Source organism: Pandoraea pnomenusa (genome assembly GCF_040391475.1).
GTDB lineage: Bacteria > Pseudomonadota > Gammaproteobacteria > Burkholderiales > Burkholderiaceae > Pandoraea > Pandoraea pnomenusa_C.
In genome coordinates this window covers 73,406-88,967 of sequence record NZ_JBEBXS010000002.1, presented here as the reverse complement: position 1 = coordinate 88,967, position 15,562 = coordinate 73,406, and the positions used below count along the sequence as shown (strand labels likewise).

Below are 15,562 nucleotides of genomic sequence, written 5' to 3'. Positions count from 1 at the left end.
CCAGGGTACACAGTGTTGCCCGAATGGCATCAATCGTCATACCCGAGCCTAGCGGTTCGAGTTACGACGGAATTCCCCCGGCGACACCCCGAAGTGCCTGTGAAACGTGACCCGCATGCTCTCGACGCTGCCAAATCCGCACTCCCGTGCGATGACGTCGATGGGCTTGCTGACGTCCTGCAACAAGCGTCGCGCAGCCTCCAGACGAAACTGCTCCACCCCCTTGGCCGGTGTACGACCGGTTCGCTGCTTGTAGACACGCGCAAAATTTCGAGGACTCATGCCAACGTGCTGCGCCAACCGCTCGACGGACAAGTCCTCCTTCGCCAGATTCTGGACGATCCACAGGTGTAACGAATCGAAGCGCGGCACCTGTCGGCTTTGCGACATCAGCATCTCGCTGAGTTGCGGCTGCGCCCCGGACCGCTTCATGTAAACGGCAAGCTCCTTCGCCGCGTTTAACGCCACTTCGTGGCCGTAATCCGCCTCGACCATCGCAAGCGCAAGGTCGACGCCTGTCGTGACGCCGGCAGAGGTCCACAGGTCCTGTTGTTGCACGAAGATCGCATGACGATCCAGATCGACCGTAGGAAAGAGTTCCCTGAAGCGATCGATCATGGCCCAGTGTGTTGTCGCTCGCTTGCCGTCCAGCAGCCCCGCAAACGCCAGCAGGAACGCCCCGCTGCACACCGAAGCAACACGACGTACGGGTTGATGCGCATCGGTCAGCCATTCGATCAGCGCCTTTTCGCGCTTCGCCACCTGGAGAATACCGGGCGACCCCGGCACGATGACGGTATCCACCGAGTCGAGTCCGATCGCGCCGAGCGGTATCGTCTGCATGACGGTCCCCTCCACAGTCGTCACGGCGCCACCGCGAATGCTTGCGGTGTGACAGCGATAGCCTGGCATCCCCCGTTCGCACGCGTGACTGGATGCGGTCCAGAACGCCGTTTGCGGACCCGCGAGATCCAGCAGGCTGACATCGTCATACACGACGAAAAGGACATTGAGCGGCCGGTCTTCGGTACGACCTGAGGGTGGGGGCGACGAGTTCGTATCCATGAGAAAAAGCCGCGTTGAAGGTCGGATGTGGGGTCAATGTCGCCGTCGGGTCGGATAGCCCGTCACGGCGACGTTGTCCGCACTCGGGGAAATCGCCTCGAGGGTGCCGCGACATCACGCTCTCAGACTATCCCAGGCGGCAGGCACAAGACAAATCGTCGACAGGGGTGCCCTGAACGGCCACCGGGCCTAGTTTTTCCATACTTTGGTATTACCCGACGATGCCACAAGGAAAGCGCCACTACCCTGTGGAAGCATTGTGAATTCGAGGTGCATGCGTATTCTTGAATCACAGTCGCAGGGGAGTCGCGCGAGCGATATTGACGTGACCTCCGCGGTTCTGAGTGCACTACCTTTGGAGCCTTCCATGAGTCAGCTAAGCCTTTCGCAGGGCGACTTACGCCCGAGCCTGTCGAATCATGCGGACTATCTGTCGAATTGTTTTTCGACGAGCTACACCGGCATCATTGCCTTCATGGCAGTCGCTACCGAAGGGAACTTCGCGAAGGCTGCCGACCGGCTCGGGATCGGGCGCTCTGCCGTCTCGCGAAATGTCCAGCGGCTCGAAGAGCAACTCAGCACGCGCCTGTTCCTGCGGACCACCCGGACCACGAGTCTCACACGAGAAGGAGAGCGCTTTTTCGAGCACTGCAACCTCGGTGTCACACACATCGTCAGCGCCATGAACGACATGCTCGAACTCCGTCACGGTCCGGCCACCGGCACCCTGCGCGTGTCCTCGTCAAACGGATTCGGGCGAAATGTCGTCGCCCCGCTGCTGCTTGAATTTTCCAGGGCGTACCCGGATATCTCGGTCGAGTTGCTGCTCGATGACAAGCCGGCGGATTTCGTCGTCGGCAAGATCGACGTCGCCTTTCGCGACGGCTACCTCGAGGATTCGAGCATTATTGCCAAGCGCCTGATCCCCATGCAAATGGTCGTTTGCGCGTCTCCCTGCTATGTGCAACGCAAAGGACTACCGTCAACGATTGACGAGCTTCAGGATCACGATTGCATCAACACGAGAGGGGCCACCGGCCGTGTGTTCGACTGGGAGTTCAAGGAGAACGGTCTGCTGCGGAAGTACCTGCCGACATCCAAGCTGACGTTCAACGACTCCGATCTGGTACTGAAAGCCGTGCTCGACGGCCGGGGCGTCGCGCAGATGCCGGCTCACCAGATCTGGGATCATGTCCGACGCAATGCGCTCGTCACCACGTTGACGCAGCACACCTCCATGGACCAGGGCCATTACATCTGCTTTCTCAGTCGGCAACACCTGCCCGCTCGGGTTCGCGTCTTCGTGGATTTCATGACGGAGCACGTGCGAGCACTCGACATGAACGAGACCGGCGTCGATAGCCTTGGCTCGTCGTCACAGCGACAAGCCGCGTAGGGCACGCAGGCTCCGCCTGCTCACGGCGAATCGACAACCCCGCCTGCGCTGCATCATGTGGCGGCTCACAGGAGAGGCACCTCATGGAAAGGTCCGCCTCGCGATCCAGGTATTCATAAAGGCCCGACATCGCGACCGCCACGATGGCGGTGGCAAGCCAGAGGGCAATGGTGTTGAGCGTCTTCACTTGAAGGCCCCAGAATCGAGCGCCCACGCGGCGCAGTATGGCAACACAAGGTCCGGAACGCCGAGTTCAGCGAACCGGACCTCGCTGATCGTTCAGGCTCGCGCCTGACCGGCTTCCAGGCCCAAGGCTCGCGCTACACCGCCCCCGTAGTCCGGATCGGCTTTGGCACAGTGCGCCACGTGGCGCGCCTGGATGTGTCGGGACACGCCCGCCATCGCTCGCGCCGTATTCTCGAACAACGCTTGCTTCTGGGCCGGGGACATCAGTCGGAACAGGTCTCCCGGCTGCTGGAAGTGGTCGTCGTCGACACGGTGCTCCCAATGTGCAGCAGCGCCGTCCAGTGCCAGTGGCGGCTCACGGAAGTCCGGTTGTTCTGCCCATTCCCCTGCGCCATTCGGCGAATAGGCGGGCGTCGCACCGTGGTTTCCGTCGACACGCATGGCACCGTCTCTGTGATAGCTGTGAACCGGACACCGTGGCGCGTTCACCGGAATCTGCTGGTGATTCACGCCCAACCGATAGCGCGCCGCATCGCCGTAGGAGAAGAGGCGCGCCTGCAGCATGCGGTCCGGAGAAAAGCCGATACCCGGGACAATGTTCGACGGCGCGAACGAGGCCTGTTCGACTTCGGCAAAGACATTCTCCGGGTTTCGATTCAACTCCAGGACACCGACCTCCAGCAGCGGGTATGACTTGTGCGACCAGACCTTCGTCAAGTCGAACGGATTGACATCGTGCGCTCGCGCCTGGGCTTCGGTCATGACCTGCACATACATGGTCCAGCGCGGAAACGCGCGACGCTCGATGCTCTCGAACAGATCCCGGTGATGGCTTTCGCGATCGGCCCCGATCAGCTCCCCCGCCTGCGCGTCCGTGAGATTCTCGATACCTTGCTGCGTCTTCAGTGTGAACTTCACCCAATGACGCTCGTTGGCTGCATTGACGAGGCTATAGGTGTGGCTGCCGAATCCGTGCATGTGACGAAAGCTCCTGGGGATGCCCCGGTCGCTCATCACGATCGTGACCTGGTGCAAAGCCTCGGGAAGGAGCGTCCAGAAGTCCCAGTTGTTTTCAGCGCTGCGCATCCCCGTGCGCGGATCTCGCTTGACCGCGTGATTCAGATCCGGAAAGCGCAATGGATCGCGGAAGAAGAAGACCGGGGTGTTGTTGCCAACGAGATCCCAGTTTCCCTGATCCGTGTAGAACTTGAGCGCGAAGCCTCGAATGTCTCGCTCCGCGTCGGCTGCACCCCGCTCGCCGGCGACCGTCGAGAAGCGCGCGAAAAGCGGTGTCTGCTTGCCGATCGAAGCGAACAGGCTGGCTCGCGTATAGCGGGTAATGTCGTGCGTCACCGTAAAGGTGCCGTACGCGCCCGCCCCCTTCGCATGCATCCGACGCTCGGGAATGACTTCACGATCGAAGTGTGCAAGCTTCTCGAGCAACCAGACATCCTGAAGCAACGCCGGCCCACGCGGGCCGGCGGTTTGAATATTGAAATCATCGGTGACCGGCGCACCATTCGCCGTCGTCAGCTTCCGATCAGACATGGGGGATCTCGTCAGTGTGTCGGAAGCGTCTCGAAAGACAGGAATCGATCGAAGACGCTCCCAGTGGATGGTCAGCTACGCAGGAAGGCCAGAATGTCTTGGTTGAGCTGATCCTTGTGCGTTTCAGCAAGACCGTGGGGCGCGCCCTTGTAGACCTTCAGAATCGCGTGCGGAACGAGCTTCTTCGTTGCGCGGCCACCGACGTCGATCGGCACCACCTGGTCGTCATCGCCGTGCACGATCAGCGTGGGCATCGTGAATTTAGCAAGGTCTGCCGTGAAATCCGTTTCCGAGAAGGCCTTCACCGAGTCGAAGGTGTTCTTGAAGCCGCCCATCATGCCCTGGCTCCACCACGAGTCGATCATCCCCTGGGAAGGCTTTGCACCCGGTCGATTGAAGCCATAGAACGGGCCGCTCGCCACGTCACGGAAGAACTGCGAGCGATCCGCGAGCATTGCCGCCCGCATGCCATCAAAGACTTCCACCGGCACGCCGCCGGGGTTGCCGGGCGTCTTGGCCATCAGCGGGGGAACCGCCGACACCAGCGCGACCTTCGCCACGCGCGAGCTGCCATGGCGGCCGACGTAACGGGTCACTTCGCCCCCGCCCGTCGAGAAACCGATTGCCGTCACGTTCTTGAGATTCAGGGCATCGATAACCGCAGCCATATCGTCGGCGTAGTGGTCCATGTCGTTGCCGTCCCACGGCTGGCTCGAACGACCGTGACCGCGACGGTCGTGTGCAATCACGCGGAAGCCGTTCGAAGCAAGGAAGAATGCCTGGTAATCCCAACTGTCCGAGCTCAACGGCCAACCATGACTGAGCGTGACGACCGGACCATTCTTCGGACCCCAGTCCTTGTAATAGATGTCGACGCCGTCCTTGGTCGTAATTCGGTCGACGGCATGACCTCCCGAGGCGCCATGAGCGGCAACGCCGCCCGAATCGCGAGTCGGAGTGGCGCCGGCAACGCCTGGCGCGACGGCCGCGACGGTTGCCAGGACACCGCCCAGCATCAGATCTCGACGGTTCACGCCTTCAGAAGGCAATTGAAGTTCAGGTTTCATGCAATATGCTCCGGTTGCGGAAGGGATCGGCTCGCCGGTCAACTGTGTCGGCCGCGCGATGCGCCTATGGCGTTGGCGGCCTGCAGACGCAGGCGAGCGTCATCGTGAAACCCGGCCTTGGCGAAGACGCCAGCCGGGCACGGAGTGAATCGTAGGTGGGGGGCAATGCCGACGGTAGATACGCGGCACGCTTCATGGTGTTGTTCAAACAGCACCAATTCGCGCGGTATCGTGGGATCGCACAGTTTTGCGCCATCGCTTTGCCCGATGACGCCGTGGCGTGCTTTGGTTTGCTTTAGTCAGCGGCGTTCGAATGCGCAGGCACCGCAAACTGCACGACGGCGCCACACGGAGCGTTTGCGCTTGCCCAAAGCTCCCCGCCGTGAGCGTCGATGATCGAGCGACAGATCGATAGCCCCATGCCCAATCCTGTGGATTTTGTCGTGTAGAAAGGCGTGAAAACATGCGCCGGGTTGGCTTGCGCGAAGCCGGGCCCCGAGTCTCTCACCGTCACGAGCACGCCGCCCACCGACGATACCTCGGTGCTCACCTGCAAAAGACGCTTCGCGCATCCCCCCGAGCTCATGGCTTCCAGCGCGTTGAGGATCAAATTGAGCAGCACTTGCTGAAGCTCGACACGGTCACCCTCAACGCACGGCACCGCCTCCGCCAGCTGTATCTCGACCTCGGAGCCGCTCTTCCTCGCCTCGCACTGCGTCAGTTCGATCACTTCGAGGATAGCGGCGTTGATATCCACCTTTTCCTTCTTGGGCGGCGCCTTCCTTATCAATTGCCGAATTCTTCCCAGGACATCGGCAGCGCGATTGGTGTCCTTGACGATTCGGGTGAGCGCGAGATCCGCCTCATCGATATTCGGCTTTTGCAGGTTGAGCCATCGCTGTGCAGCCTGCGCGTTCGTCACGGTCGCGGCGATCGGCTGATTCACCTCGTGTGCAATCGACGCCGCGAGTTGCCCCATGGTTGCCACGCGGTTCGCATGCGCCATTTCCGTCTGTACCTCGCGATAGCGTCGTTCGGTCTCGCGAATTCTCTCCTCGGCCTGCTTCTGCTCCGTGATGTCGAGGACGAAGGCGACGCCTTCGTTCCTGCCGGACTCATAAGTGGCCAGACCAACGATGACGGGCACGCGCGTGCCATTTTTTCTCACATACTCTTTTTCAAACGGATCGACACGCCCGGTTTCCCTGAGCTCCCGCTGCTTCTGATCCGCACCCTCGTGCGCCTCCACAGGCGTCAGATCCCGCCAACGCAGCCGCCCCGCCACAAGATCGTCGCGTCCGTATCCAACGATTTGAAGGAACACGTCATTGGCCTCGAGAATATCGCCTTCGGCATTCCAGACAACGATCCCGATAATGTCGGCGTCCACGAGGCGCCGGATCTTTGCCTCACGTGCCTCGACGTCTCGATACAACCGCGCGTTTTCCAGTGAGATTGCTGCCTGCGATGCGATCAGCTTGAGCACCGCGATGCGTGCGGGGAAGAAAACGCCTGCCGTCAAATTGTTCTCGACATACAGTGCACCCACCACCTTTGCCTGGTTCATCAGGGGCAGGCATAGCACCGAACGGGCGCGGTTCTCGCGAATGTAGGGATCGGTGGCGAACGCATGTGAAGCCGTCGCGTCTTCAAGGATGATGCTCTCCCTTGCGCGCAGAACGTGATAGAGAATCGATTCCGGTAGTATCTGCGGGCTCACCGGCACATCGTGCAGTTGCACACGCACGCCCCCGTCACCGGTTGTCGCCTGTGCTGAAACACGATGATCGCCCCTTGCCGACAGGATCAACAGCCCTCGCTCTGCGCCCGCCTGCTCGACCGCCGTTCGCATGACCGTGTCGATCAGCCTTTCCAGGACGATGTCGCCAGACGCTGCCTGCGACACCTTGATGACGGTTGCCAGATCGAGTTGTTCTACCGGCGTATCGATGGTCATCGTCGACGCCGGCGTCATCCCGTTCGTTCGCCGAGACGAAATCAGGGAGGGGCAGTTCTCCTCCAGCTGCGCCACTTTTCCGTCGGCGCCCCAACGGTGGTAGCAGAACTTCGCTTCGCGCAGGTACACGCGAGAAATTTTTCCAAGTCCTCGCGCCGCGTAGAACCGGGAGGCGAGCTCGTTGGCCAGCGCTTCAATATGAACAAAGCCGCTCTCCTGTGCCGACAGGATGGCCTGCTCGTAGAGATGCTCCGCATCAATCAACCGGTCTTCCAGGCGGGCGATCTCGGCGCCCACCAATTGCGCGTGGCTCGAGAAATTCTCCGAGCACAGACCTGCCCAAGTCTGAAGATCCCGATGATGCTCGCCCAACACGCTCAAGTGCTGCAGGCGTTCGTCGGCAGGGATACTATCGCAATGACGCGCTCGCGCCAGCGCGGCATAGAAGTGATATTCGGCTTCCTCCAGGAAGGCGTGCAAGGTCCACCCCAACTCGCTCGCCCTTGAGGCCGCGTGCATCGCCGACTCGATGTCATCGGCAAAATAGCGTGCCTGCAGCTTTCTCACCCAGTACCAGCAAGCCGCTATCGCACCGGAGGGTCTCGACACGTGTTGCTCGGCACGTGCTTCGTCAAACGTATCGTCGTCGAGACAGCCGAATTTCGGCGTCAATCCTCGCAACATCCGGGTGATGGCGAGCTGGCTTTCCAGAAAATCGATGACGACGCCGAACCGAACCCGCTTCGCATACGCAAGGCAGCGCTCCGCTTCAATCTGCAGTTCGGAGAGCGGCACACCAATGAAGAGGAGATTCGATATGAGGCAGTTGCTCGAAAACGCGCCGTACGGCAGATCGCCAACACGATTGGCAATATCGAAGACGCGACGCAGTTGGGCCCCGCAGTTTCGAATCGGCTGCGCCCAGTGCGCGACGAATATGGAATATGCGTGATATGTCCGGGCTTCGTAGCGCACCAGCCCGCCTCGCTCCACCAATGCGCAACCGAGTTTTCCGAATTGAAATCCCCCGGGGTAGTTCCCGAAGAGCCGTCCGGCGAACCGGGCAAAGTTGGCATAGGCCACGCACGACGCGTCGCCGTTGCCATACTCAAGGCTAAGCGTGATCGCCCGGCAGTTCGACAGACAGCCGAGATTTCGGTCGGTCAGCACCGCCGAGGGTTGGAGCGATGTCAATACCTCGATCGTTGCCAGCGCAGCTGCGTTGCTCATGGGCGGCAGATCGATGAGATCGGAAACATCGCGCTCGCCGAGCAATGACCAGATGCGCTCGTACTCGCGACGCACCGTGGCTTCGTCGGGATGTGGCGTCCATTCGATACCGACATGACGAAGGAAGGCCAGGCAAACCGTCACGGCGTTTTGACTTTGGTCCAGCACCAGATACAGGTCGACCTGAAGACACGTCACACGGGCGCGCTCCTGCGTCGACATGGCTCGCGTCGACAGCGTGGCGAGTCGACACTCCGCCGCCGCAAGCTGTCCTGTGAGGAACTCGCACTCCGCGCGATGCAACTCCAGCGCGAAGATCAGATCATGCCGAAGTCCCCAGCAATCGTCGGCCAGTAGTCCGGCGCCGGTCACAAGATAAGCCAGCGCCGACGCATACGCCGTTGAGGCCTTGGCACGTTTCGCGGCGCGCAGATTGAATTCCGCCAATCGCTCCCGCTCGCTCGCGTCCGATATCAACGTCAATCCGCGATTGAGTTGCCCGACGATGTCAAAGATCGCCTCCTCCTGGCGGTCCTGCGACATCTGCGATGAAAGCAGTCTGCCGATCCGCAGGTGAGTCTCTGCCCGGCTACCTGCGGGAACCATCGAATACGCCGCTTCGTGAACCCGATCGTGAACAAACGCGTAGGCATCGCCGAGCGGCACGACCAGCTCTTGTCGCACCGCCTCCCACAGCATGTCGGGGACTGCGGCCCCTTCAACACTCAAGATAGTGGCCAGCGCATCCGTTTGCGCCACGTTGCCGAGGCACGCCATCTGCTGCAACGCCTGCTGCGTTGGCGCTGGTAGTCGGGTCAGTTTGCCTACCATCAGATCGACAACGTTGTCGGTAAAGCCTTTCGCATGGATGCCGTCAGCGTCCCAGCGCCAACGAAGCGCAATGTAATCAAAGTGCAGCAGTTGTTCTTCTGCCAGCGCGTGCAGGAATTGAATGACGAAGAATGGGTTACCCGCCGTCTTCTCCGCGACCAATCGTGCCAACGGTGCATTTCCCTCGGCATCGCCCTGCAAGGTCTCCTCGACCAACTGTCGGATGTGCTCGACGGACAGCGGCGTCAGCTTGATGTCTTCGACGCTTGCGCCCGCGTCCCGAATCGCCTGAAGCTTGCCGCTCAGCGGGTGAGAAACGTCGACTTCGTTGTCGCGATACGCACCCACGAGCATGAGGTAGCGCAGATTGGTGTCGGTCACCAGGCCTTCGAGCAAGTCCAGCGTCGCGTTGTCGAGCCATTGCAGATCGTCCAGGAAAAGCACCAGTGGGTGTGCCTGCGTTGCAAAGACCCCGATGAAGCGTTGAAACACCCGTAGAAATCGGCGCTTCGCCTGCGCAGCATCCAACATCTGAACCGGGGGCGGCTCGCCGATAATCAGCGCGAGTTCGGGAATGAGATCGGTGACGAGGCGCGCATCCGGCGCGAGCGCGCCCAGCAACGCGTCACGCCATGCAGCCAATTCGGCATCTGGCTTGCCGAGGAGTCCTCGCACCAGACTTTGGGCGGCCTGAACCAGCGTTGCATAGGGAATGTCGCGCTTGTACTGATCGAACTTGCCGGACGCGAAGAGCCCGCGCGGCGGGACCAGCACCTTGTGCAATTCGTTGACGACAGAAGATTTTCCGATACCGGAATAGCCTGAGACAAGGACCAGCCCTGATTCACCACTCGAGGCCACCCGTTCGAACGCGTCGCAAAGCGTGCCGACCTCGCGCTCGCGCCCATACAGTTTTTCGGGAATCATCAACCGGTCTCGCGAGCCGTGCTCGTCCAGTTGAAAACCATCGACACGACGCTGATCCTCCCAATGCGCCAGACAACGTTTGAGGTCGTGCTCGACACCCGCAGCCGTCTGGTAACGGTCCTCGGCAGTCTTCGCGAGCAACTTCATGACGATGTCGGACACCACACTCGGAACACTCACGCGCTCGGCAGGCGGCACGGGCATTCTGGCGATGTGGCAATGCACCCACTCCATGGCATCCGTCGCCCAGAACGGCAGCACGCCGGTAAGCATCTGGTAGAAGGTGACACCCAACGCATAGAGATCGCAACGCGAGTCGACGGACCGATTCATTCGACCGGTTTGCTCGGGCGCCATATAGGCAAGGGTGCCGGAAATGGTCTCGGGAGGTTCCGGTGCCTGGCGCTCCCGGGGCAACCGCGAGGCCAGCCCGAATCCCGTCAGACGAGCGCGTCCGTCCCCGCAATTGACAAGGATGTGAGTCGGTTTGAGATCGCGGTGAAACAGCCCGTGCTTATGGAGTTCGACGAGCGCGGCGGCAATGGAGAGCGCCATTCGCAGGAATTCTCCCGTCTCCATGGGGGCACCGATCAGCGTCGTGAGCGGTTCTCCGCCGGGATCCTCCAGCAGCAGCATGGTGCGGTCGTCCTCACGCAACAGCTTGAGCGGTCGGACGGCCCAGGCGGCATCGAGATCGTCCCTTAGACCGAACTCGTGGCTGAGCCGCTCGATACTGGCCGGCAATGGATGTTCCGCGGTCGGATACGCATAGAGAAAGCTGCGGCTTCCGCCCTCGTGCGGACGAACACCTCGAGAGACGATCCGCTCGCCATCGTCCCAGAGAATCTGAAGTCTCTCACCCATTGGAACCGTCGCCCTGTGTCAATCTTTATCAGCAGTCCTCAGCCGCCTGGCGTCGGACAGTTTCCCTAACGGGCGCCACGTCATTTTCCCGGCACATCCCGATCGGCGAACGTTGAAGGTATTTCAATCCACGTCATCGTAAAAACGACGATTGGCGGCAAAACCCGATGTGTTGCTGGCGTAGCTGTGCAGACATTACGCCATTGGTGAGAACACGTTCAGCATGAGCGACGCCCCGGCCGCAAGTTCGCGCCACGCTTGCCCTGCAACCGCCAGGCAGTCCGGGCCCTCCCACACGTCACGGGCAATTCGCCCCATGCCCCACCCGCAAGCAGCGCTGAAATCTACCTGATGCCGCGGAGAACGATAGCAGTTCTCGGTATGCAGTCAATACACCATATGATGCACTGCACTAATACGTCGGTACTATTCCCCGTCCGGGGTATGAGATTTACGCTGGTCACCTTCAAAGCATGTGCCGAAGTTCCCGCCACGCGGTCTGACGCTTAGGCATGTGCTACCTCTTTCCTGATGTCCGAGGCCGATCTCTTGCGTGCCGCCAAGATTGTTTCGATTGTTGACGATGACGAAGCCTTCCGCCTCGCGACGGGAAGTCTCGTGCGGTCGTTCGGTAGACAAACACACCTGTTCGGGTCGGCAGAGGAATTCCTGAGATCTGGCTGTCTCAACGAAACGGCTTGCGTGATCTCCGACGTCATGATGCCCGGAATGTCGGGGGTCGAGATGCTAATTCGGATGCGAGCACTTCATTACCAGATCCCCACCATTTTCATCACGTCGTTTCCGACGGCCGACCTGACGTCGAGAGCACTTGCCGCGGGCGCACTGGTGGTGTTGGGTAAGCCTGTCGAGCCCGATGCGATCGGGCATTGGCTCCGCGTCGCGCTTGACGAGCCATGATGCGCGCCGGTGGTGCGCTGGCCTCTCGTCGGGAGGCCATTTATCCGCGTTGTGAGTGTCACGGGGCCATGCGGTCGGCTCGTCGATGGAATCCGAGAAGGCCCGGACCGGCCGTACGACTTGCACCGGGCATGGGCAGGCTGGCACGTTCAAAGAATTGCGCCGCTACAGAAGTTGATGGAAATACCTGGATGGGCGAACGATGAAGGGCTTTGACGCCCCGCCCACTTCGCCGTGGATTCACTCGCCAATGCGGTGAGCATGATTGGACAAAAAGGTCCCTACCGCAGAAACAAAAATGCCCGCTAGGGTTAGCGGGCATTTCGTTGCAAAGCAAAGTGCTTGGCGGAGAGGGTGGGATTCGAACCCACGATACGGTATAACCGTATACCGGATTTCGAGTCCGGCGCATTCGACCACTCTGCCACCTCTCCAAGCGTTCTTTCTGCTTTGGTTCGCTGCCTGAGTGGCCTCAAGCAGCGAGAAAGAGATTATAGCCGAATTTCTTTGGCTGCCAACCCCTTTTTCAACTTTTTTTACTTGGCCGGATCGAGGCGTTCGATGCCGCCCATGTACGGACGCAGCACTTCGGGCACCGTCACCGAACCATCAACGTTCTGGTAGTTCTCCAGCACCGCCACCAACGCACGTCCCACCGCCAGACCCGAACCGTTCAGCGTATGCACCAGTTCCGGCTTGTTCTGGTCGTTGCGGAAACGTGCCTGCATGCGGCGCGCCTGGAAGTTCTCCATGTTCGAGCACGACGAGATCTCGCGATACGTGTTCTGCGCCGGAATCCACACTTCCATGTCGTACGTCTTCGCCGCACCGAAGCCCATGTCGCCCGTGCACAGCACAATCGTGCGGAACGGCAGTTCGAGCTTCTTCAGGATCGCTTCGGCATGGCCGACGAGCATCTCCAGCGTGTCGTACGACTGCTCCGGACGCACCACATGCACCAACTCGACCTTGTCGAACTGATGCTGACGGATCATGCCGCGCGTGTCCTTGCCATAGCTGCCCGCCTCCGAGCGGAAGCACGGCGTATGCGCCACCATGTGCATCGGCAACGCATCCTTGTCGAGCAACTCGTCGCGCACCAGATTCGTCAGCGACACTTCCGCCGTCGGAATCAGATAGAAGTTCTCGATGCGCTCGCCTTCGTCACCACCGCCGACCTTGCGCGGCACCTTGAACAGGTCGTCTTCGAATTTCGGAAGTTGACCCGTGCCACGCATCGACGCCGCATTCACGATGTACGGCACATACGTTTCCGTATAGCCATGCTCCGACGTGTGCGTGTCGATCATGAATTGCGCCAGCGCGCGATGCAGACGCGCAATGCCCCCCTTCATGACCGAGAAGCGCGCACCAGCCAGCTTGGCCGCTGCGTCGAAGTCCAGACCCAACGCCGCACCGAGATCGACGTGATCGCGCGGCGTGAAATCGAACTGACGCGGCGTGCCCCAGCGGCGCACCTCCACGTTCTGCGTTTCGTCCGAGCCGACCGGTACGCTCTCGTGCGGCAGGTTCGGCACGCCCAGCAACAGATCCGACAGACGCGTCTGAATCTCGTCCAGACGCACAGACGACGCCTTGAGCGTGTCCGCAATGCCACCGACTTCAGCGATCTCGGCCGAGGCGTCTTCGCCCTTGCCCTTCTTCATGCCGACCTGCTTCGAGAGCGCATTGCGGCGCGCCTGCAGCTCCTCGGTTTGCGTCTGAATCTGCTTGCGCTCCGCCTCGAGTGCGGCAAATGCCGCCACGTCCAGCGTGTAACCGCGCGCCTTGAGTCGCGCAGCAACGCCGTCGAGGTCCTTGCGAAGAAGTTGAATGTCGAGCATGGTGGGATGTCTGTCGTTAGCGGCCCACACACGTGGGCCATGAAATTCGTTCTGGCCGCCCCGCGCCGTCTCTCGGCGCCGAATGCGGCATCAAACCGGGGATTTTACCAAACGCACAACGGGATGACCCCATTTGGCACGTTCGGTGTTCGGCGCCTGCCACAGTCCGGTGAGGACTTGCCCTTATGAGACGGCGGCAGCGTTCGCGTCAGGCCGATTCGTCGTCGGACGGCTCGGCCGGTGGCGCCTTGTCGGAAGACGTCCCGCCCGCACCGGATGCCTTCACCGGCGCCTCGGATTTCCTCCCCTTGGCATTCGCTCGCCGCCATTCGGCGTCGAGCGACTTCAGCCAGTTGAGCTTCTCCCCAATCTTGCCTTCCAGCCCGCGCGGCACCGGCCGATACCAGTTCTGCGCACGCAAGTCGTCGGGGAAATAGGTCTCTCCTGCGGCATAGGCGTCGGGCTCGTCGTGCGCGTAGCGATACTCATGTCCGTAGCCCAGCTCCTTCATCAGCTTGGTCGGCGCGTTACGCAAATGAATCGGCACGGCGCGCGACTTGTCTTTGCCGACGAAGGCCCTCGCCTGGTTATACGCGTTGTAGCCCGCGTTCGACTTCGGTGCCGACGCGAGATACAGAATCGCCTGCGCCAGTGCCAGTTCGCCCTCGGGGGTGCCGAGACGCTCGTAGGTTTCAGCGGCGTCGAGCGCAATACGCGCCGCGCGCGGGTCGGCCAGGCCGATGTCCTCCCAAGCCATGCGAACGATTCGTCGAGCGAGATAACGCGGGTCGGCACCGCCATCGAGCATGCGACAGAACCAGTACAGCGCGCCGTCGGGCGAGCTGCCACGCACCGATTTATGCAGGGCGCTGATCTGATCGTAGAAGGCGTCGCCGCCCTTGTCGAAGCGGCGCAGATTCTCGGCGAGAACACTCGCGAGCAATGCTTCGTCAACAGTATCGAGATCCTGAGACGTCGCCGCCTGCGCCACGATCTCGACGTTGTTGAGCAATTTGCGCCCGTCGCCGTCGGCCGAGTCGATCAGCGCCTGACGCGCTTCGTCGGTAATGCCGATGTCGTCGAGTTCATGTGCTGCGCGCGTGACCATCTCGCCCAGCTCTTCGTCGTTCAGGCTCTTGAGCACGTACACGGCAGCGCGCGAGAGCAATGCGCCGTTCACTTCGAACGACGGATTCTCGGTGGTGGCGCCCACGAAAATGAAGAGTCCCGACTCGACGTGCGGCAGGAAGGCGTCCTGCTGCGCCTTGTTGAAGCGATGCACCTCGTCGACGAACACGACGGTCTGCTTGCCATGCGCGCGCTGGATCTGTGCGGCCTCGACCGCATCGCGAATGTCCTTCACACCGGAGAGCACCGCCGACAGCGCGATGAAATAGGCCTTGAACGCGTCGGCCATCAGGCGCGCGAGCGTGGTCTTGCCCACGCCCGGCGGCCCCCACAGAATCATCGAGTGCGGACGGCCCGCTTCGAATGCCACACGCAAAGGCTTGCCCTTGCCCAGCAAATGGCGCTGGCCAATCACTTCGTCGATGGTATGGGGGCGCAGGCGCTCGGCCAGAGGCACCGAAGCCGACAGCGGGGCGTCGTGTGGCATGTTCTCAAGCAGCGCGGCCGGGGATGTCCCCGGCCGCATTCGGATAATCAGATGTCCCCATTATGCCAGCCCGGCGGCCGGCATGCCCGTAACACGGGTCTCGGTCACTTC

Annotated in this window: 8 protein-coding genes and 1 tRNA gene; 2 read left to right on the top strand and 7 right to left on the bottom strand. The window is 61.2% G+C overall.

The annotated features are described in order from the left end of the window. Positions 1-48 precede the first annotated feature (48 nt). The gene (locus ABWO90_RS03135) at positions 49-1,065 is read right to left on the bottom strand and encodes a GlxA family transcriptional regulator (protein WP_353189740.1); all 1,017 of its coding nucleotides are present in this window, start codon (positions 1,063-1,065) and stop codon (positions 49-51) included. A gap of 367 nt (positions 1,066-1,432) precedes the next feature. Here ABWO90_RS03135 and ABWO90_RS03130 point away from each other — a divergent pair, with 367 nt between their 5' ends. Continuing rightward, the gene (locus ABWO90_RS03130) at positions 1,433-2,461 is read left to right on the top strand and encodes a LysR family transcriptional regulator (protein ID WP_353189927.1); all 1,029 of its coding nucleotides are present in this window, start codon (positions 1,433-1,435) and stop codon (positions 2,459-2,461) included. A 279-nt stretch (positions 2,462-2,740) separates the two neighbouring features. Here ABWO90_RS03130 and ABWO90_RS03125 read toward each other — a convergent pair whose 3' ends face one another. The 3 genes from ABWO90_RS03125 to ABWO90_RS03115 all read right to left on the bottom strand — a co-directional run bounded on the left by ABWO90_RS03125 (position 2,741) and on the right by ABWO90_RS03115 (position 11,071). Then, on the bottom strand, positions 2,741-4,195 hold the full coding sequence (locus ABWO90_RS03125) for a catalase (RefSeq protein WP_353189739.1): 1,455 nt from the start codon (positions 4,193-4,195) through the stop codon (positions 2,741-2,743). Between the two features lie 71 nt (positions 4,196-4,266). Continuing rightward, positions 4,267-5,262: an alpha/beta fold hydrolase gene (locus ABWO90_RS03120; protein ID WP_353189738.1), complete on the bottom strand. Its 996-nt coding sequence runs from the start codon at positions 5,260-5,262 to the stop codon at positions 4,267-4,269. 295 nt (positions 5,263-5,557) lie between these two features. Further along, positions 5,558-11,071 (bottom strand): trifunctional serine/threonine-protein kinase/ATP-binding protein/sensor histidine kinase, encoded by a 5,514-nt coding sequence (locus ABWO90_RS03115; RefSeq protein WP_353189737.1) that lies wholly within the window; start codon positions 11,069-11,071, stop codon positions 5,558-5,560. A gap of 531 nt (positions 11,072-11,602) precedes the next feature. Between ABWO90_RS03115 and ABWO90_RS03110 the strand changes: the two genes are divergently transcribed. Continuing rightward, complete coding sequence (locus ABWO90_RS03110) at positions 11,603-11,992, top strand: response regulator transcription factor (RefSeq protein WP_353189736.1); 390 nt, start codon at positions 11,603-11,605, stop codon at positions 11,990-11,992. A 343-nt stretch (positions 11,993-12,335) separates the two neighbouring features. Here ABWO90_RS03110 and ABWO90_RS03105 read toward each other — a convergent pair. From ABWO90_RS03105 to ABWO90_RS03095, 3 genes are all read right to left on the bottom strand, one after another. Continuing rightward, a tRNA-Ser gene (locus ABWO90_RS03105) sits at positions 12,336-12,426 on the bottom strand. Between the two features lie 102 nt (positions 12,427-12,528). Beyond that, on the bottom strand, positions 12,529-13,836 hold the full coding sequence (serS, locus tag ABWO90_RS03100; protein ID WP_353189735.1) for a serine--tRNA ligase: 1,308 nt from the start codon (positions 13,834-13,836) through the stop codon (positions 12,529-12,531). Between the two features lie 208 nt (positions 13,837-14,044). Continuing rightward, the gene (locus ABWO90_RS03095) at positions 14,045-15,451 is read right to left on the bottom strand and encodes a replication-associated recombination protein A (RefSeq protein ID WP_353189734.1); all 1,407 of its coding nucleotides are present in this window, start codon (positions 15,449-15,451) and stop codon (positions 14,045-14,047) included. Between the last annotated feature and the right edge of the window lie 111 nt (positions 15,452-15,562).